The sequence below is a fragment of the Cellulomonas sp. P4_H4 genome (genome assembly GCF_056400865.1).
Window position 1 is genome coordinate 248397 of the sequence record NZ_JBFUKL010000002.1, and the last position, 18674, is coordinate 267070.

The window sequence follows — 18674 nt, forward strand, 5'->3', positions numbered from 1 at the left end:
GCCCCGATGCCGCACCGCCCCGGCAAGTCCCGCCCGCTCGCCCGTCGATGGCGGCGCTCGTCGTCCGCCGCCTTCGCAGCCCTGCTCGTCGTGGTCCTCGGCCTGCTCGCCGCGTCACCCGCGTCGGCGGGCTACGGCCAGATCGAGGGCACCGGGTCCACCTGGAGCCAGGTGATCGTCGACCAGTGGATCGCGGACGTGTCGGCCAACGGCATGCAGATCGTCTACACCGGTGGTGGCTCGTCCAAGGGGCGCAAGGACTTCTCGCAGGTCTCGACCGACTTCGCCATCTCGGAGATCCCGTACCAGGGGACCGACGAGGCGGGGAACCCGGACACGTCGGGAGGGCGAGCGTTCGCGTACCTGCCGATCGTCGCGGGAGGGACGTCGTTCACCTACCACCTCGAGGCCGGCGGCAAGCTCGTACGGGACATCCGGCTGTCGGGCGAGACGATCGCGAAGGTCTTCACGGGCGCCATCACGCGCTGGAACGACCCGGCGATCTCCGCCGACAACAACGGCCGGACGTTCCCGGACGTCGCGATCATCCCCGTGGTCCGCTCGGACGGCTCGGGCACCACCGCGCAGTTCACGACCTGGCTGGACAAGCAGTACCCGGGCCTGTGGCGGACGGTCTTCCCCAAGGGCGGACTCACGTCCTACTACCCGCGCCCGTCCGACAAGCTCAAGTCGGCGATCGGTGCGTCCAGCTCCGACCAGGTGATGAACACGATCGCCGCGCCGTCGGGCAACGGGACCATCGGCTACGTCGAGTACTCGTACCCGGTGAACAAGGGATACCCGGTGGTCAAGGTGCTGAACGCCGGCGGCTACTACGTCGAGCCCACCCAGTACAACGTCGCCGTCGCGCTCACCAAGGCGAAGATCAACACCGTCGCGACGTCCCAGAACTACCTGACCCAGATCCTCGACGAGGTCTACACGAACGCCGACCCGCGGGCCTACCCGCTCTCGTCGTACTCCTACATGCTCATCCCCACGGGAGCCACCGACGCCCGGATGACGACGAACAAGCGCCAGACTCTGGTCGACTTCCTCTTCTACTCGCTGTGCGAAGGGCAAGGAAAGGCCGGCGCGTACGGCTACTCGCCGCTACCGCTCAACCTGGTCCAGGCCGGGTTCGAGCAGGTGAGCAAGCTCGGTGTCGACCCCAACGTCGATGTCGCCGGTCGCGACGCGACGAAGTGCAACAACCCGACCTTCGTTCCGGGTGACCTGAATCGCAACAAGCTGGCCGAGCTCGCTCCGCAGCCGGCGGCCTGTGACAAGTCGGGCGCCGGACCCTGCCTCGGCGCGGGCCAGTCCCAGACCCCCGGCGGTGCCGCCGAAGGCGGTGCGCCCTCCGGCGCAGGGGGCGGTTCGACCGGTGGTGGCGCCACGGGCGGCGGCACCGGTGGCACAGCAGCGGGCGGAGGAGACGCCGCCGCCGGAGGCGATGGTGCCGCTATCGGCTCGGCGGGCGCCGTGGATCCCGACACCGGCCTGCCGGTCTCGTCGGCCGACGGCACGGGCGGCGCGGCGAGCGCGTCGGTGTCGACCGTCCTGGCACCTCGGCCCGTCGGCGGCAGCCTCCTGTTCGGCGTGCTCGCGGCGATCGAGCTGCTGGCGCTGGTGCTGCTGCCCGCACTCCTGATCGTCCTGTGGCGACGCAGCCGGACACGACCGACCACCACCAGCGCACTGAACCAGCCGACCTGGCCCGACGGGGGTGCAGCATGAACGGCGGTCGACGTCGCGCCACGCTCAGCCGGGCCGTCCTCGTCCGGGCAGTCGCGCTGGCTGCCGTCCCGTCGCTGGCCCTCGCGGTCGTGCTCGCCGGGCTGACTGGCACGGAGGCCCGGGCCGCTGACGCGGATCCCGTCGTCAAGGCGGACTACGCCCGGACTCAGACACTGACCCGCGCGCACCTCGAGGCTGACGGGACCGAGAGCGTGGTCGACCGGCGCACCGTCACGGTCACCGTCGATCACACGACGAACCTGCGCGGACGTCAGCGGATCGGCGTGCACTGGTCGGGTGCGCACCCGACCGGCAACAGGACCTACAGCCCGTACGGGCAGGATGCGATCGACCAGGAGTACCCCGTGGTGATCCTGCAGTGCCGCGGCCTGGACGACCCGACGCTGCCGGCCGCCCAGCAGCTGAACCCGCACACCTGCTGGACATCGAGCTCTGTCCAGCGCGCGAGCTCCACGGCCATCTCCGGCGGCGTCCACCCGTGGGTGGGCGACCGGTACGCGGCCGAGTCGGACCGCGCTGCCCAGCAGTTCCTCCCCGACTGGCCGTCTCAGTGCGCTGCCGGCGTCCTGGGGACCTTCGACCACCTGGTGTCGTTCGTCGACGTGTTGGGGAAGTCCTACCCTGGGTGCTCCGTGGACACGATGCCGGCCGAGGCAGGCGGGTTCGAGCAGGGTGCTCTGCCCGCTGCTGACGTGGCCGCGAGCACGGCTCCGGACGGCACGGGCAGCTGGCAGTTCGAGGTGCGATCGGCCCAGGAGATCGAGTCGCTGGGCTGTTCGGCGACCGTGCCGTGCTCCCTCGTGGTCATCCCGATCATGGGGATCAGCTGCACCACAGGCGCGGTCCCAGGATGCCGAGCATCGGGCAAGTCCGAGCCGGGCTCGCAGTACTCCCCAGGGTTCGCCAACCAGGCCGTGCGGCCCACCTTGTGGTGGTCGGAGTCGAACTGGCGGGGCAGGTTCTCCGTGCCGCTGACCTTCGGCCTGACGGCAGACGCGTGCGATGTGCTCGACTCGCGGCCGCCGGTGGACTTCTACGGGTCCGAGCTGATCGCCCAGGCGACGTTGCAGTGGGCGCCCGCGTACTGCCTGCGCCAGGACCGCTTCAAGTTCCGGGGCAACGCGATGTCGGAGTCGTCGGCGGCGCGGCTCGTGGACTCCGGCGGCGCCGTGGGCTCGTTCGTCTCCTACCCGGCGGCCGCCGCCCGGAGGGAGCTCGCCTACGCGCCGGTCGCCGTGACGGGTTTCGGAATCTCCTTCGTCGTCGACGAGCCGGACAACCGCGGAGAGCGGATGGAGCTCGACCTGACCCCACGGCTCCTGGCCAAGCTGCTCAGTCAGTCGTACCCGGCGAGCGTCGGCGGCAAGCAGCATCCGGGTTTGGCGAACAACCCCATCGGCATCAACCACGACCCGGAGTTCATGGAGCTCAACCCCGGGATCGGCGAGATCGACTCCGAGGCCCGCGCCACGTTGCTGTCGTTGTCGGACAGTGCGGACACCATCCGGGCGCTGACCTCCTACATCGCAGCGGACGCCGAGGCGATGTCGTTCCTGCGAGGGACCCCCGACCCGTGGGGCATGGTGGTCAACCCCGACTTCCGGTCAGCCGTCGATGCCGACGGGACCACGCACGGGGTCCAGCTGCCGCTCGACGAGTGGCCGCTGCTCGACGAGTGGTATCTGTCGAAGGAGGAGACCTGCTGGAAGGAGAACATCAAGACGCCGTACCTCTCCCTCGTGGCTGCGCCGGTGAACACCCTGCGCAAGGTCGCCACCGCGATGATCGACGCGTGGCCCAACGTGCAGACCAGGTGCGAGGGGACCGCGGCTACGGGGTACAAGATCGGCCGCGGCGACCGCCAGGGCTACGGAACGCGCTTCATGCTCGGGCTGGTCTCGCTGGGCGACGCCCAGCGATACGGCCTGCACGTTGCGGCGCTGCGGACGACCGGCACCGGCACGGCCGCGACGTTCGTCGCGCCCAGCAACGCGAGCATGGCCGCCGCCGTCGCCACGGCGACCAACGCCGGACCGGCCCGCGCCTTCACGCTCGACGCGGCGACGCTCCCGGACGACGCGTACCCGGGCACGATGATCATCCAGGCGGCGGTTCCCACGACCGGGCTGACGAGCGCCGATGCGGGTCACGTCGCGCAGTTCGTCACCACGGCCACCACCGAGGGCCAGGTCTCGGGAGCCGGGAACGGGCAGCTGCCCGCGGGGTTTCTGCCCATCACGGCCTCGGGAGCGACCGCGAACCTGTTCTCGTCGGCGCAGGCCGCGGCGCTCATCATCGCCAAGCAGCAGGGCCTGACCGCCCCCACGTCGAGCCCACCGACGACCCCGACCAGCAACACGGGTCCGCCGACGGCCTCGGGAGGTGGCGCGGCCGCTCTCGGCAGCGTGCCAGGAGGCACGGGTGACACAGGCGGCGTCGACACGGTCACCGTCGACGGGGACCCCGCCCCGAGCACGCCGACGGACGGAACGGCGACTGCGACGGGTGTGACACCGACGACCCCGGTGTCGGCGGCGCGCCTCGCGGTCCCGGTCGCCGCTGGGATCGGCCTGTTCGGTGCGCTCGCGATCCCGTTCGCCTTCGGCCTCGGCGCCCGGAGGCCCGGACTGTGACCGCGACCTTGGACAACCCGTACGCGCCTCCCAGCGAGGAGCTCGTCCGTCCGGGACAGCCAGGGCCGCCCCCGGGCTGGAAGCCGCCCAAGGGTGTGCGACCGCGGGAGCCGCGCGGCGCGCGCCCGCCGTTCACGGACGGTGCGCGAGCCGTCCAGGTGGCGCTGGTGACGGCGCTCGCGATAGTCGTCGGGGTGTTCGCGTACCTCGCTGTTCTGACCCCTCTGCAGGAGGCGCGTGCCCAGCGCGAGCTCGGTTCGCAGCTGCGCGAGCAGCTCGCGGCGCAGACGGCCCCCCTCGGTGGCGTCATCGACCCGGGCGCCCCTGTGGCGCTGCTCGAGATCCCGACCCTCGGCCTGCGCCAGGTGGTCGTGGAAGGCACGGCGTCACAGGACCTGATGGCTGGCCCGGGCCACCGTCGCGACACCCCGCTGCCCGGCCAGCAGGGCGTGTCGCTCGTCTACGGGCGGGCTGGTGCGTACGGAGGTCCGTTCAAGGCCGTGCCCACCCTGAAGAAGGGTGACGGCATCATCGTGACCATCGGTCAGGGCGAGTTCACGTACCGGGTCGACGGGGTCCGCCACGCCGGCGACCCGTTCCCGGCCCCGCCCGCCTCCGGCGGCTCCCGCCTGACCCTCGTCACGGGCGAAGGCCCGGGTGGTTCGGCGGGGACGTTCCTGCCCGTGCGGGTCGCCTATGTCGACGCGACCCTCGTCGGTGACGCGGCAGTGGCCCCACCCGGACGGGTCGGCGGCGTGCCGGAGTCCGAGAAGGCGATGCAGACGGACCCCTCGGTCTGGCCCAACGTGGTGCTCGCCCTCCAGCTGTTGCTGCTCGTCGTCCTGGCGACCGCGTTCCTCGCGCGCAGGCTGCCCGGCCGCGCCGTCTGGGTGCTGGCCCTCCCGGTGGTGTTCGCGGCGGCGTGGGTCGTGGCGGACGTCGGCTCCCGCCTGCTGCCGAACCTCCTGTGACCCGCGCTCGTGGGGGCCGGCGTCGTCCCTCGGTGATGAGCCGGCAGTCCTGCGTTCACAGACGCGGCACAGCACGTTCGCCCGGTGTCTGGAGGTTTGTCCACGGGCCGGCGTCGCCGGCTCGAACAGTCGATCTCACGAAGGGTGCTTCTCCAGTGAAGCGTTCGACGATCTCGGCCCTGGTGGCCACCGTTCTTGTCGGAGCACTGGGTGTGGCCTCGGCTACCTCCGCCTCCGCTGACCCGAGCGCCCAGGGGCGCGACATCGTCGGTGTCGGGTCCGACACGACGCAGTACGCGATGAACTTCCTGGCCGATGGTGCACTCGTCGGTGCCTCGCCCCGGCCCGGTTTCAACGCGGCGTCCAACTCACGCCTCGTCTCCTACGACGCCCAGCTCGACGGCGTGGCCGCGGGTGTCGTCACCCAGATCACGGTGAAGACGGGCACCGCCCCGATCAACCGCCCGAACGGGTCCGGAGCCGGCAAGAACCTGCTGTACGCGGGCACCAACAACGTCAACGTCAACTTCGCGCGGGCGTCGAGCACGCTGAACGCGGCCGAGATCGCGGGCAACCTTCGTCAGGTCGCTTTCGCGGTGGACGGGATCAAGCTGGCCGTGAGCGCGGCGGGCACCAACGCTCCGACCATCATCACCGGCGCGGACATGGTCAACATCTACAAGGGCGTCTACACCAACTGGAACCAGCTCCCGGCCGGCATCGCGCAGGGCAAGAGCGGCGTGATCGTGCCGCAGATCCCGCAGTCGAACTCGGGCACGTACACCACCTTCTACGGCCAGCTCACGAGCCTCAACGGTGGCGTCCCCGTCGTCCTGGCCCCGAGCGTCGTCACCGTTCAGGAGCACGACGCCAGCCCGATCGCCAGCAACCCCAACGCGGTCGCGCCCTTCTCCACCGGCCGTGCGGCGTCGGAGCCCTCGGTCGCACTCGTCACCGGTGCCGGTTCCTACAGCTTCCAGCGTGCGCTCTACAACGTGGTCCGGAACGCCGACCTGGGCACCGCCTGGTTCGCGAACATCTTCGGCCCGGACGGGTTCATCTGCTCCGGCGGCGGCAAGGCGCTCATCGCCAAGGCCGGCTTCCAGCAGCTGGCACCGGAGATCGACGGTGGCATGTGCGGCGTCGCCGGCACCGCCGCGGTGACGAACTTCACGCTCTCCTGATGGAGGTGTGCTGCCGGCGCACCACGACGCGCGCCGGCAGCACGAGCACGGCAATCCAGAGGAACAACCACTCCAGCTCTTCCCTGTCCCGAAAGGACACCTTTGCCATGCGTATGAAGAAGATAGTGGCCGGCGCGCTCGCCGCTGCCCTGATCGGTGGTGCCGGCGCCGTCGCCATGGCCACCTCGGCCTCTGCCGCCGACTTCGGCCCGACCCTCCCGGGCAGCATCTACTGGTTCAGCGCCGGGTCGACCGGTCTGGGTGACCCGGCTCTGGCCGGGGCCCAGGTCAACGGCTCCTTGCAGCCGGACGCGACCGCCCGCCCCTGGGCGACGCTGGCCCTCTCGGCCAACTGCCCGGCCGGGACGGTCCAGATCCAGCCGTACGTGCACATCCCCGCGCCCGGCCCGTCGATCGACTGGGACGCCGTGGCCATGGCCGCCCCCTCCAGCGCAGTGGACGCGTCGGGTCGCTTCTACCACTCGAGCACGCTCGATCTGGCCGACCGCATGAACAAGCCGCAGATCCGGGCGTACGCCACGGCTCAGGGCGGCACCGCCACCCTGCCGTACATCGTCGTCTGCCAGAACTCGACGGGCGCTCCGCTCGGCAGCTTCACCACGCCGCTGACGGTCACCGTCACGGCGGCGACGCCCACGACGGCGATGACCTACTCCATCCCGATGGCGGCACTGCCCAAGATCGCCAGCACCACGACGGTCTCGGCCCTGCCCTCCACGGTCGAGTCCGGTTCCCCCGTCGCCCTGACCGCGACCGTCTCGCCCGCCGCGGCGTCCGGCTCGGTCGAGTTCTTCGCCGGCGCCACCTCGCTCGGCACCGCGTCCACCGGTGCGGGCGGCATCGCCACCCTGTCGACGTCGGCCATCCCGGTCGGTGCGACCAACGCGATCACCGCCGTGTACGCCGGCAACGGCAGCTACGACGGCTCCACGTCGGCTCCGGTGAACGTCGAGGTCACGCCCGTGGCCGCGCGTCCCACTACGACGACGCTCTCGGCCTCGCCCACCTCGGGTGCCGCCTACCAGTCGGTGGCCCTCACCACGACGGTCACCTCCGCGGTCGGCCTGCCGAACGGCGTCGTGTCCTTCTACAACGGTGCGGCGTTCCTGGGCTCCGTGCCCTGCGTCAACGGTGTCGTCGGGACCTTCTCCACGAACTCGCTCGGCGCCGGTGCAGCGTCGCTGACCGCCCAGTTCGTCGGCATCGCGCCGTACAACAACTCGACGTCCAACACGGTGACGGCGACCTACGAGCTCCAGGGTGCAGTTGACCCGCAGTCGGTCGACGTCGTGATCCCGATCGGTGCGATCACCATCACCACGCCGTACCACCCCGAGATCCCGGCCACGGGCACCACCCCGCTGATCCCGGCGACCACGCTCCACCTCGGCCCGGCCGCGCTGGACACCACGGACTCGACGTTCTCGGCCTCCGCGCCGTTCGAGAACATCGTCATCACCGACACGCGTGCCGCGACGACGGGCTTCACCGCCAAGGTCGTCTCCGGTCCGTTCACCAACGGTGCCACCTCGTTCGGTGGCCAGTACGCCGGTCTGTGGAACGTCGCCGCGCACCAGGTCGTCGGCAACGCCCTCCAGGCCGCCGACGTGGTGCCCACGCAGAACCCGGCGCCCAGCCTCCCGACCGTCCTTCCGACGGACGGCCTCGGCGTGGCGAAGACCTTCGCCACGTACACGGGCGGCCTCGGCGGCCCGAAGAGTGGCTCGGTCATGCTCGACGGGACGTTCGGTATCGACGAGGTCCCCTCGTCGGTGCAGCAGGGTACGTACTCGGCGACGGTGACGTTCACCGCCATCTGATCACCTGATCAGGCACCGTCCGACCTCGGCTTCGCAGAGGTCGGGACGGGGGAGGGCGGGGTGCCCAGGCACCCCGCCCTTTCGTGCGTCCTGCGGCGGTCTGCGGTTCACCGCGCGTTCGCCCGTGGTGCGTTGTCGGCGCACGAGCCGATGCGCGAGTGTTCCCGAGGGCGTGCCGCTTCCTGGCCGCCCCGCCGTCAACACTCGGGAATCCCACTGATGCTGCACTCCGCCCACCGGCTGCTGTCCGGCGTGTTCGCCGTGGCCGTGCTGCTGACCACGCTCGCGCTGCCCGCGACGGCGGCCGACGAGCCGGCACCGACGCCGGGGGCGCCCGACGGGTCGACGACGAGCTCGAACGAGCTCGTGACGTTCGGCGTCGCACCCGCCGGCCCCGAGAAGCCGGACCAGCGGCCCTACCTCGCGTACACGGTCGCTCCGGGTTCCGTGATCAGCGACCACATCGCCGTGCTCAACCAGGCGGACCACGCGCTCGAGCTCGACGTCTACGCGAGCGACGTGACGCCCGGCGCCGAGGGTGGGCTCGAGGTTCCCGCCCGGGCGGTCGCGCCGACGAGCGCAGGCTCCTGGGTGAGCTCGGACGTCAGCCACGTGCAGGCACCGCCGCAGACGGCAGAGACGGGCCTCGGCTTCGTGATCGTCCCGTTCACCGTGACGGTCCCGAACAACGCCGAGCCGGGAGACCACGTCGCGGCGGTCGTCGCAGCGCTGACCGCCAAGGGCGAGGCCGGCGCCGGCAGCCCTGCTCTCGACCTCGAGCAGCGCGTCGCCGCACGCCTGTACATCACGGTCGACGGGGAACTGGCGCCTGGGCTCGTCATCAGGGACCTTGGTGCCACGTTCGAGTCCGGCGGGCTCGTGTCGGCCGGAGCCGTGAACGTCGCGTACACGCTGGAGAACACGGGCAACGTGCGGATGAAGGTGTCACCGACGGTCCGGGTCGCCGGCCCGTTCGGCCTGCTCCTGCGCGGCGCGGACGGCACGCGTGTCGACGAGCTCCTGCCTGGCGGCAAGGTCGAGCAGTCCGTCACGGTTCCCGAGGTCTGGCCCCTCGTGCGGCTGACGACGACGGTCACGGCGGTCGCGGAGGCCTCGCCGGGCGGCACCGATCCCGGCATCGGCTCCGTCAGCGCAAGCACGTCGACCTGGGCCTGGCCCTGGCTGCTCGTCGCGCTCATCCTCCTGCTCGTCCTCCTGATGACCTGGAGGGTCGTGCGCAGTCGTCGGCGTCGGCGCCGCACAGTCCCACCGACTCCCGGTTCGCGCCGTGCGCAGCGTGGCGGCACGTCGCAGGTGGCCCCGGCCGCGCCCGCTCTCGATCCAGCCTCGGTGCGCTGACGACAGCTCGATCCGCGTTGGCGCGCTGAGCGCCGGTCGTCCCTCGGTCGCCTTCAGGGGGTCGCCCGTTCACCTCCGCCGAGCACGCTCGGCCCGAGACCGTGCGCGACCGCGCCGGCCCTGAGACGAAGGATCCTCGATGAAGCTCACGAAGGTGCTGGCGGCAGGCGTCGTCGGCGCACTGCTCGCCGGGGTCGGCGGTGTCGCGATGGCGACGTCGGCGTCCGCCGCCGACTTCGGCCCGACCCTCCCCGGCGACATCCTGTGGTTCGATGCGCCGTCGACCGGCCTGCTCGACCCGACGCTGAGCGCGGCGAACCAGGTCGATGGCTCCCTGCAGCCGGATGCGATCGCCCGTCCGTGGGGCACGCTGGCCCTGTCGGCCAACTGCCCGGCCGGCACGATCCAGATCCAGCCGTACGTGCACATCCCGGGACCTGGTCCGGCGATCGACTGGGACGCCGTGGCCGTGGCAGCCCCGTCCGCCGACGTGGACGCGTCGGGTCGCTTCTACCACTCGAACGCGATCGACCTGGCCGACCGGATGAACAAGCCGCAGATCCGGGCGTACGCGTCGGCTCAGGGCGGAACGGCCACCCTGCCGTACATCGTCGTCTGCCAGAACTCGACCGGAGCTCCGCTCGGCAGCTTCACCACGCCGCTGACCGTGCACGTCACGGCGGCGACGCCCACGACGGCGATGACCTACTCGATCCCGAAGGCCGCACTCCCGTCGCGACCCGGCGGCTGGGACGGTGGTGGCTCGACAGTGACCGCGACCACGACCGACCTCACCGCGGCAGCCGTCGGCGCCAACCTCGTCCTCACCGCCAACGTCACTCCGGCGGCGGCCGGCCAGGTCAACTTCACCGAGGGCGCGACGTCGCTCGGCAGCAGCTCGGTGAGCGGGGGAGCGGCCACGTTCACCGTCAACGCGCCCACCGCCGGCGACCACACCTACACCGCGTCGTTCGTGCCCACCGATCCCGCGGCCTTCGGACCGTCGTCCGGCTCGAAGACCTACACGGTCGTCGTCGGCCCGGACGGTCAGATCACGGTCACCCTGACGGTGCCGGCCGGCCCGGTCGTGGACGGCGCGCTCACGTTCGCAGTCCCGACGGCGCCCGTCGCCCTGTCGGGTCAGCGCGACCAGGGCAACACCCGCATCACCGCCACGGCGCAGCTCGCAGGCATCACGGTGACCGACACCCGGCGTGACGGTCTGCTCGCCGGCTGGAAGGTCAACGTCCAGGCCTCCGACTTCACGGGCGCGAACGGCACGCTGAACGCCAAGTACCTCGGCTGGACGCCGGGTGCTCCGAGCATCACCAAGGACGCGGCAGGTCCGCTGTCGGTCCAGGCGGGGTCCTCGGTGACCTCGGCGCTCGACGACGCGGCAAGCACGGGTCTCGGGGCGAGCAAGACGCTCGCGCAGACCACGGCGAACGGTCGTGGGGCGACGTCCCTGGCGGCAGCGCTCAACCTGGCGATCCCTGCCGCGACCGCCGAGGGCTCCTACACCTCGACGATCACCGTGACGCTCGTCAGCAACTGAACACCGGCAGGTGGTGGGGCGCGAGGGTTCGCGTCCCACCACCTGCTGCCGTCCGAACCACCCGCGCTCTGAGGAGTAGTACATGTTCCTGGCCACCCGACCTGGCACGCGTGCCGTGGTCCCGCTGCTCGTCGCGCTCGTCGCGCTCGTGTTCGGGCCCCTCGCTGGGACGGCCTCGGCCGAGGACGGCACGGCCGCCTGGTCGGTGACGCCGACCACGGCGGACGGTGGCGCGGACACCAGGACCCGCCTCGACCTTCAGCTCGACCCTGGCGCGACCGTGCACGACCAGGTGCTCGTGGCGAACGCCTCTACAGCGGAGCAGACGTTCAAGGTCTACGCGGCGGACGCCTTCAACACCGCGGACGGCGGGTACGACGTGCTGACCGCGGCGACCCCGTCCACCGACGTGGGGACCTGGGTGACGATGGCCGCCCCGACGGTCACCGTGCCCGCCCTCGGCACCGCGGTCGTCGGCTTCGACGTGGTGGCACCGGCCGACGCGAGCCCGGGCGACCATTCCGGGGGGATCGTCGTGTCGCTCGCGACCGTCGCCGCCGGGAACGACGGAGTGGTCATCGACTCGCGGGTCGCCGTTCGGCTGTCCGTCCGGGTCTCCGGCGAGCTCACGCCGGCGCTCGAGGTACGCAACGTCTCGGCGTCGTCGTCGGGCAGCCTCGTGCCGTTCGGCGCGAGCACGGCCACGGTGAAGTACGACCTCGTCAACACGGGGAACGTCAAGATCGTCGGCACACCGCGTGTGCGTGTGACCGGACCGCTGGGCACCGCGCGGACCGAGGTGACGCCGAGCAACACGGCCGAGGTGCTGCCGGGGCAGTCGTTTGTCGTCGAGACCGAGGTCCCAGGCATTGCGCCGCTCGTGCTGATGAAGGCGACGGTCGACGTCGAGATGGTGGCCGCGCCCGGCCCGCAGACCGAGGTGCCGCTGACCAGCAGCACTGCGCACGGGTACTTCCCGGCCGTGCCGTGGACAGGGCTGCTGGTGCTGCTGCTCGCCGCCGGCGCCGTCGTGCTCGTCGTGTGGCGTCGCCGGAAGCGCAGGCAGGAGGGGGAACGCCTCTGGGCCGAGATGGTTTCTGAGTCGGGTCGCCAGGGCGCGCCCGTCGGCACACCGCCCCAGACAGCGACCCGGGCTGTCGTGCTCCTCGTCGCCGTGGTCCTTGCCGCACCAGCGTTCGGGTTCGGGACAGGCCTGCACTCCGACGACAGCAGCGGGGGATCCGTGACGTTGCAGGTGCCGAAGTCTCCCGCAGGTGCGGGGTCGGCCGGGTCGCAGGGCGGTTCGTCCGGCGGCGCTTACCACGGCGGCGGAGCGGCTGGGCCGTCCGACTCGGCCGGCGCCGCCGACCCTGACGAGCAGCCTGCGACGGGCGGCCAGAACGCCGGTGCACCGACGGCCGAGCCCGCCGCTCAGGCCTCTGCTCCAGACACGGTGTGGCGCAAGCCCCGCGGCTGGACCCCGGTGCAGTGGGCGCTCGTCATCGCGGCCGGGATCGGTGCCGCAGTCGCCGGTGGGCTCTCGCTGCGATCGCGCTCGGTGCGTACCCGTACGGCCGCTGCTGCTGTCGGGGGCGTCGCGTGATGCGGCCGACAAGCGAGACGCCGGACCTCGAGCAGGCGTCCGAGTCGACTCACCAGGCCACCCAGACGGTCGTCCTCGCACCGGTCGACCAGAGCGAGTGGGCGGCACCCGCGCCGGTCGCCGCAGCACCTCGGACGAGCGAGCCCCGTCGCCGCGGGTCACGCAAGGCCCCAGACCTGCCCGAGGCCATCGCGCCCCGCGGGCTCGCCGACCTCCGGGGGCACGAGATCTCCGCCTGGTTCGGCGACCACCTCGTTCTCGACTCGGTGTCCCTGACGATGCCCGCCGGTGCGGTCACCGCACTCATCGGGCCGTCCGGCTGCGGCAAGTCGACGTTCCTGCGGATCCTCAACCGGATGCACGAGCTGGTGCCGAGCGCGGCGATGGCGGGAAGGGTCCTTCTCGACGGCCAGGACATCTACGACCCGCAGCGCCGCCTCATCGATGCTCGTCGGCAGATCGGCATGGTCTTCCAGAAGCCCAACCCGTTCCCTGCGATGTCCATCTACGACAACGTCGTCGCCGGTCTGAAGCTGACCGGCGTGAAGGCGTCGCGCAGCGAGAAGGACTACCTCGTCGAGAGCAGCCTGACCAAGGCGGGGCTCTGGTCGGAGGTGCGCAACCGGCTCACCGCTCCGGGTGGCGGGCTCTCGGGCGGCCAGCAGCAGCGCCTGTGCATCGCTCGCTCACTCGCCGTGCAGCCGCGGGTCCTGCTCATGGACGAGCCGTGCTCTGCGCTCGATCCGACGTCCACTCGAGTCATCGAGGAGACGATGATGTCGCTGCAGCGGGAAGTGACGATCGTCATCGTCACGCACAACATGCAGCAGGCCGCACGCGTCTCACAGAAGTGCGCGTTCTTCCTCGCCTCCCAGGGGACGCCCGGCGTGATCGTCGAGCACGGCGACACCCGGGCCCTGTTCGAGTCGCCCCAGGACGAGCGGACCGAGGCATACGTCAACGGTCGGTTCGGCTGACGCCGTCGGCTCGTGCTCGTGTCCCCGCATGCCGATACAGAGGCATTCGGGTGATCTGGTCCAGATCCTGTCCGGTTCCTCCCAAAGCACACGCGTGTTACTCGTGTGACTGGTGTGACAGGTGTTCACTTCTGAGGTTTCCGCCGGTAGCGTCCCCAAGGGCGACCGGGGTTGTCGCCACCGTTGACGATCAACCTGGCCGCCTAGCGGCCGCACTTCTGGAGGAACGTGAGCCCGCGCGCCGCACACCAGCGCCGACTGCCGTCGGTGCTCGTGACCGCTGCGCTCGTCGGCACGCTCCTCGTCGGTGCGGCCTCCGACGTCACCGCGGCCCCGACCGACCCGACTCCGCCGTCCGCCCAGGACGTGCAGGACGCCCACGGTGCCGTCGCCGCGGCGTCCCGCTCGGTCGCCGACATGGAGGTGCGCCTCGCGCAGCTGAGCGCGGAGACCGATGCCGCCGACCTCGTGGTCCAGCAGCGCGGTGAGGCCTACACCCAGGCTCTCGTCGACGCCGACGCCGCTCAGAAGGCCTCCCGCGACGCTGCGAAGGCGTCGGCCGATGCCGACGTCGCCGCCGAGACCGCGCGTCAGCAGCTCGTCGCGATCGCCCGCGAGGCCGCGCGGTCCGGTGGCTCCACAGATCTGCTGCAGGCCGTGCTGTCCGCGGACGGGTTCCAGGACGTCGCCGACCGCAGCGCCTCGCTCGAGCGCATCAGCGGCAAGACCGACGAGGTCGTCCAGAGGTACCGGGCCGCCCAGCTCATCTCGGGCATGCTCGCCAAGCGGGCCACCACGGCCGCCGACAAGGCTGCAGCGGCGAAGACCGCCGCCGCGGACGCCCTGGCTGCCGCCGAGCGGGCCCAGAAGGACGCGGAGCAGGCCCAGGCGGCCGCCGCGGCCGAGCGCGAGACGTTGATCGGCCAGCTCGCCGCCGCGCGCCAGACCAGCACCGAGGTCGAGCGGGCCCGTCAGGACTTCCTCGACCAGCAGCGTCGCGAGCGCGAGGACGCCGCCGCCCAGGCAGCCGCGCTCAGGCCGCCGCCCGCGGCCACGCGCCCGCCTGCCACGACTCCTCCGGCGACCACCCCGCCGGCGACGACGCCTCCCGCCACGACGCCGCCGGTCACGACTCCGCCCGTGACGACCCCGCCGGTCACGACTCCGCCCGTGACGACCCCGCCGGTCACGACCCCGCCCGTGACGACGCCCCCGGTCACGACGCCGCCTGTCACCCCTCCGGTCACGGCTCCTCCGCCCGCGAAGTACGGGCTCGGAACCGGGACGTCACGGAGCTCTGCCGGGAGCGCGGCCGGAGCGCTGGCCTGGGCGCAGACGAAGATCGGCCTGCCCTACGTCTGGGCCGCCACCGGCCCCGGCTCCTTCGACTGCTCGGGCCTCACGATGCGCGCCTACCAGTCGGTCGGGGTCTACCTGAACCGGACGTCGCGCGACCAGTACAAGCAGGTCCTGAAGGTCAGCTACGACAGCATGCGCCCCGGCGACCTCGTCTTCTGGACGACCAACCCCAGCAACCCGGACGCGATCTACCACGTGGCCATCTGGGCGGGCAACGGCCAGATCATGGAGGCCGCCCGGCCCGGCGTGCCCCTGCGCCTGACCAAGATGCGCTGGGGCAGCACGATGCCTTACGCCGGGCGCCCGTAGCCCCACTCTCCGCACTCCAAGGCGGGGGCCGCACTCGTCGGTACCGTCCACCCCTGACGGACCAGGCCGCAGCACCGTCGCCCTCGCGGCGCTCGCTCCGGCGGTCTTCCTGCTGGCTGTCGTCGGAAATCTCGTCGCCTGACGCGGGTCGGCCGCCGTAGGTTGCCGCGATGGACGAGCCACCCATCCACGGCCACTACGAGACCGACGTCGACGAGGACCAGCGCCTGCGCAGGGGCCTCGGACGCCTGGAGCTGGCTCGGGTGCAGGAGATCGTCCGCCGCCACCTGCCACCCACGGCGCGCGTTCTCGACGTGGGTGGCGCGACGGGCGTGCACGCCGAGTGGCTCCTCGACGACGGGCACACCGTGCACCTCGTCGACCTGCTTCCGGGACACGTCGTGCGTGCCGAGGCAAGGCTGGGCCGGCACGCGCGATTCACGGCGTCGGTCGGCGACGCCCGGACACTTCCGATGCCCGACGCGTCGGTCGACGCCGTCCTCCTGCTGGGCCCGCTCTACCACCTGACCGACCGCGCGCACCGGCTGGCTGCGTGGCGGGAGGCGCTGCGCGTGGTCGCTCCCGGCGGGGTCGTCGTCGCGATGGCGATCAGCCGGTTCGCGTCCCTGTTCGACGGGCTTGCGCAGTCCTACCTGTTCGACCCCGCGTTCCGCGCGATCGTCGCGCAAGACCTGACGACCGGGGTGCACGAGAACCCGACCGGCGACCCGCGCTGGTTCACGACCGCCTACTTCCACCGACCCGACGAGCTCCCTGCGGAGGCGACCGAGGTCGGGCTCGTCGTGCGGGAGACCGTCGGCGTCGAGGGCATGGCGCACTGGATCAAGCCGTTGGCTTCGGCGTTCGACGACGACGAGCGTCGCGAGATCGTGCTCGACGCGGCCCGGACGATCGAGACGGAACCCAGCCTGCTCGGCGTGAGCCCGCACCTGATCACCGTCGCAGCCCGCCCCACCGGCTGACGGAAGCGGCACGAGTGCGGACGCTGCGGAAGTGTCAGTGGCTGTAGTAGTTCGTGTCGATCGCGCGCTGGCGGCTGAGCTCGATCTCGGCCTCGGCCTCGGCCTTGCCGACCCAGTGCGCGCCCTCGACGGACTTGCCGGGCTCCAGGTCCTTGTACACCTCGAAGAAGTGCTGGATCTCGAGCCGGTGGAAGTCCGACACGTCGTCGATGTCCTGGCGCCAGGCGGCGCGCTGGTCACCCGTGGGGACGCACAGGACCTTGTCGTCGCCGCCCGCCTCGTCCCGCATGCGGAACATGCCCAGCGCGCGGCAGCGGATCAGGCAGCCCGGGAACGTGGGCTCCTCGAGCAGCACCAGGGCGTCCAACGGGTCGCCGTCCTCACCGAGGGTGCCCTCGATGAATCCGTAGTCGTCGGGGTAACGCGTCGAGGTGAACAGCATCCTGTCGAGCCGGATACGCCCCGTCGCGTGGTCCACCTCGTACTTGTTCCGCTGACCCTTCGGAATCTCGATCGTGACGTCGAACTCCACAGCACTCTCCTTCGCCCCGCGTCCGCGCCCGGGGTTCCGGTACCGGCGGTCGCAGCGACACTCGTCGTGCGGCGCGCCGGGTGTCAGGGGCGCCTTCGTCTCGGACAGTAGTCTGACGCACCGAACGGCTGGTAACGAGCGGGGCAGGGTGACGATGACCACAGCGGGACGGGTGCTGGGCAGCAGCATCCTCGTCGTCGTGCTCGCCGCGGGCGCGTACGGCACAGCCGACGCGTACGACCTGGTCCCCGGGCTGGTCACGCTCACCGAGGAACCCGCACCGCCGAACCCGTTCCCGACGGCCCCGGGCGCGGTCGAGCCGGTCGCGCTCGCGCCTGCGCTGACCGAGCTCGACGCCCAGGTCCCGATGCCGGGCAGCACGCAGCTGCAGGCGCTCGTCGACGGCCTCGTCGCCGATCCCCGCCTGGGTCCGAGCGTCGGCGTCCTGGTGCAGGACCAGCTCACCGGGGAGACGTTGGCCAGCCACCTTCCCGACGCCGGCCAGACGCCCGCCTCGACGGCCAAGCTCGTCACGGCGATCGCCAGCCTCAGCACGCTCGACCCGGACATGACGCTGCCGACGACGGTCGTCAAGGGCGAGGGCAGTCGCATCGTGCTCGTCGGCGGCGGCGACATGATGCTCGCCGCGGACGCCGGCGACCCGGCCGCGACGGAGGGGCACGCCGGTTTGGCCGAGCTCGCCGCGCAGACCGCGAAGGCGCTGAAGCTCGAGGGCACCACGACCGTCGAGCTCGGTGTCGACGACTTCCTGTTCACGGGGCCGCGGCTCAGCCCGGCGTGGGACCCGCCCGATGTCGCCGCGGGATACGTCGCACCTGTCACCGCGCTCGCCGTGGACACCGCCAAGATCAAGCCCGGCGAGTACCCGCCGCGCTACTCGGACCCGTCGATCGCCGCCGCCAAGACGTTCGTGACCCGGCTCGCGGAGAACGGCATCACCGTCACCGGGTCGCCGTTCCGGACGGACGCGCCCGACCCGGGCCGCGAGATCGCCAGGGTGGAGTCGGCGACGCTGGACAAGATCGTCCACCACTTCCTCGACACGTCGGACAACACGATCACCGAGGTCGTGTCCCGGCTCGTCGCGATCGACCAGGGCCTGCCGGCGAGCTTCGACGGGGGTGCCAAGGCGGTGCTGCACGCGGTCGACGTCGCGGGCGTCGACACGTCCGGCGCGCACCTGGTCGACGCGTCCGGGCTGGGCGCCGGGTCGGTGCTGGCGCCGAGCCTGCTGACCGGCCTGGTGCGTCTGTCGACCGACCCGGAGAACCCCGAGCTGCGTGACGTCGCGACGGGCATGCCGATCGGCGGCCTGACCGGAACGCTCGCGGACCGGTACACGCAGTCGGACGCACGCGGGATGGTCCGGGCCAAGACCGGCAGCCTCCCGCACGTCACGTCGCTGTCGGGCACGGTCCTCGACGTGGAGTCGCGCCAGCTGGTCTTCGCGGTCCTCGCCGACGCCACGCCCGACGGCGGGCAGTGGGGTCCGCGCGCGGCGATCGACGGCTTCGTCTCGAAGCTCGCCGCCTGCGGCTGCCGCTGACCCGAGCGCGACCGCCCGTTGCGCCGACGGCAGAACGGTC

Annotated in this window: 13 protein-coding genes; 12 read left to right on the plus strand and 1 reads right to left on the minus strand. The window is 71.7% G+C overall.

Going from position 1 to position 18674, the window contains the following annotated elements:
- The first annotated feature begins 6 nt into the window (after positions 1-6).
- The 11 genes from AC1DPN_RS07435 to AC1DPN_RS07485 all read left to right on the plus strand — a co-directional run bounded on the left by AC1DPN_RS07435 (position 7) and on the right by AC1DPN_RS07485 (position 16535).
- Positions 7-1740 carry a phosphate ABC transporter substrate-binding protein PstS gene (locus AC1DPN_RS07435; RefSeq protein ID WP_477084099.1) on the plus strand — a complete coding sequence of 578 codons (1734 nt, stop codon included), beginning with the start codon at positions 7-9 and terminating at the stop codon, positions 1738-1740.
- Positions 1737-4394: a hypothetical protein gene (locus AC1DPN_RS07440; protein WP_477084100.1), complete on the plus strand. Its 2658-nt coding sequence runs from the start codon at positions 1737-1739 to the stop codon at positions 4392-4394. The genes AC1DPN_RS07435 and AC1DPN_RS07440 overlap by 4 nt, the downstream gene beginning before the upstream one ends.
- Positions 4391-5365, plus strand: a complete 975-nt coding sequence (locus AC1DPN_RS07445) for a sortase (RefSeq protein ID WP_477084101.1) — start codon at positions 4391-4393, stop codon at positions 5363-5365. Before AC1DPN_RS07440 ends, AC1DPN_RS07445 begins: the two co-directional genes overlap by 4 nt.
- A gap of 155 nt (positions 5366-5520) precedes the next feature.
- Complete coding sequence (locus AC1DPN_RS07450; protein WP_477084102.1) at positions 5521-6549, plus strand: substrate-binding domain-containing protein; 1029 nt, start codon at positions 5521-5523, stop codon at positions 6547-6549.
- A gap of 107 nt (positions 6550-6656) precedes the next feature.
- Positions 6657-8390, plus strand: coding sequence for an Ig-like domain repeat protein (locus AC1DPN_RS07455; protein ID WP_477084103.1), 1734 nt, complete (start codon positions 6657-6659; stop codon positions 8388-8390).
- Positions 8391-8609: 219 nt separating this feature from the next.
- On the plus strand, positions 8610-9749 hold the full coding sequence (locus AC1DPN_RS07460; protein WP_477084104.1) for a COG1361 family protein: 1140 nt from the start codon (positions 8610-8612) through the stop codon (positions 9747-9749).
- 139 nt (positions 9750-9888) lie between these two features.
- On the plus strand, positions 9889-11304 hold the full coding sequence (locus AC1DPN_RS07465; RefSeq protein ID WP_477084105.1) for an Ig-like domain repeat protein: 1416 nt from the start codon (positions 9889-9891) through the stop codon (positions 11302-11304).
- An 82-nt stretch (positions 11305-11386) separates the two neighbouring features.
- Complete coding sequence (locus AC1DPN_RS07470) at positions 11387-12907, plus strand: hypothetical protein (RefSeq protein ID WP_477084106.1); 1521 nt, start codon at positions 11387-11389, stop codon at positions 12905-12907.
- Between the two features lie 188 nt (positions 12908-13095).
- On the plus strand, positions 13096-13884 hold the full coding sequence (locus AC1DPN_RS07475) for a phosphate ABC transporter ATP-binding protein (protein ID WP_477084583.1): 789 nt from the start codon (positions 13096-13098) through the stop codon (positions 13882-13884).
- Between the two features lie 228 nt (positions 13885-14112).
- A complete protein-coding gene (locus AC1DPN_RS07480) occupies positions 14113-15552 on the plus strand; it encodes a C40 family peptidase (protein WP_477084107.1) in 1440 nt (479 codons plus the stop codon).
- A 170-nt stretch (positions 15553-15722) separates the two neighbouring features.
- Positions 15723-16535 carry a class I SAM-dependent methyltransferase gene (locus tag AC1DPN_RS07485; RefSeq protein ID WP_477084108.1) on the plus strand — a complete coding sequence of 271 codons (813 nt, stop codon included), beginning with the start codon at positions 15723-15725 and terminating at the stop codon, positions 16533-16535.
- A gap of 34 nt (positions 16536-16569) precedes the next feature.
- Here the strand turns inward: AC1DPN_RS07485 and AC1DPN_RS07490 are convergent, their stop codons facing one another.
- Positions 16570-17067 carry an inorganic diphosphatase gene (locus tag AC1DPN_RS07490; RefSeq protein ID WP_477084109.1) on the minus strand — a complete coding sequence of 166 codons (498 nt, stop codon included), beginning with the start codon at positions 17065-17067 and terminating at the stop codon, positions 16570-16572.
- Positions 17068-17221: 154 nt separating this feature from the next.
- On the opposite strand from AC1DPN_RS07490, the gene dacB reads away from it, so the two are divergent.
- Positions 17222-18634, plus strand: coding sequence for a D-alanyl-D-alanine carboxypeptidase/D-alanyl-D-alanine endopeptidase (dacB, locus tag AC1DPN_RS07495; RefSeq protein WP_477084110.1), 1413 nt, complete (start codon positions 17222-17224; stop codon positions 18632-18634).
- Positions 18635-18674: the final 40 nt, after the last annotated feature.

Coding starts and splice junctions, on each gene's coding strand:
- AC1DPN_RS07435 (WP_477084099.1), top strand. CDS start 7: ATGCCGCACCGCCCCGGCAAGTCCCGCCCGCTCGCCCGTCGATGGCGG.
- AC1DPN_RS07440 (WP_477084100.1), top strand. CDS start 1,737: ATGAACGGCGGTCGACGTCGCGCCACGCTCAGCCGGGCCGTCCTCGTC.
- AC1DPN_RS07455 (WP_477084103.1), top strand. CDS start 6,657: ATGCGTATGAAGAAGATAGTGGCCGGCGCGCTCGCCGCTGCCCTGATC.
- AC1DPN_RS07460 (WP_477084104.1), top strand. CDS start 8,610: ATGCTGCACTCCGCCCACCGGCTGCTGTCCGGCGTGTTCGCCGTGGCC.
- AC1DPN_RS07465 (WP_477084105.1), top strand. CDS start 9,889: ATGAAGCTCACGAAGGTGCTGGCGGCAGGCGTCGTCGGCGCACTGCTC.
- AC1DPN_RS07470 (WP_477084106.1), top strand. CDS start 11,387: ATGTTCCTGGCCACCCGACCTGGCACGCGTGCCGTGGTCCCGCTGCTC.
- AC1DPN_RS07485 (WP_477084108.1), top strand. CDS start 15,723: ATGGACGAGCCACCCATCCACGGCCACTACGAGACCGACGTCGACGAG.
- dacB (WP_477084110.1), top strand. CDS start 17,222: ATGACCACAGCGGGACGGGTGCTGGGCAGCAGCATCCTCGTCGTCGTG.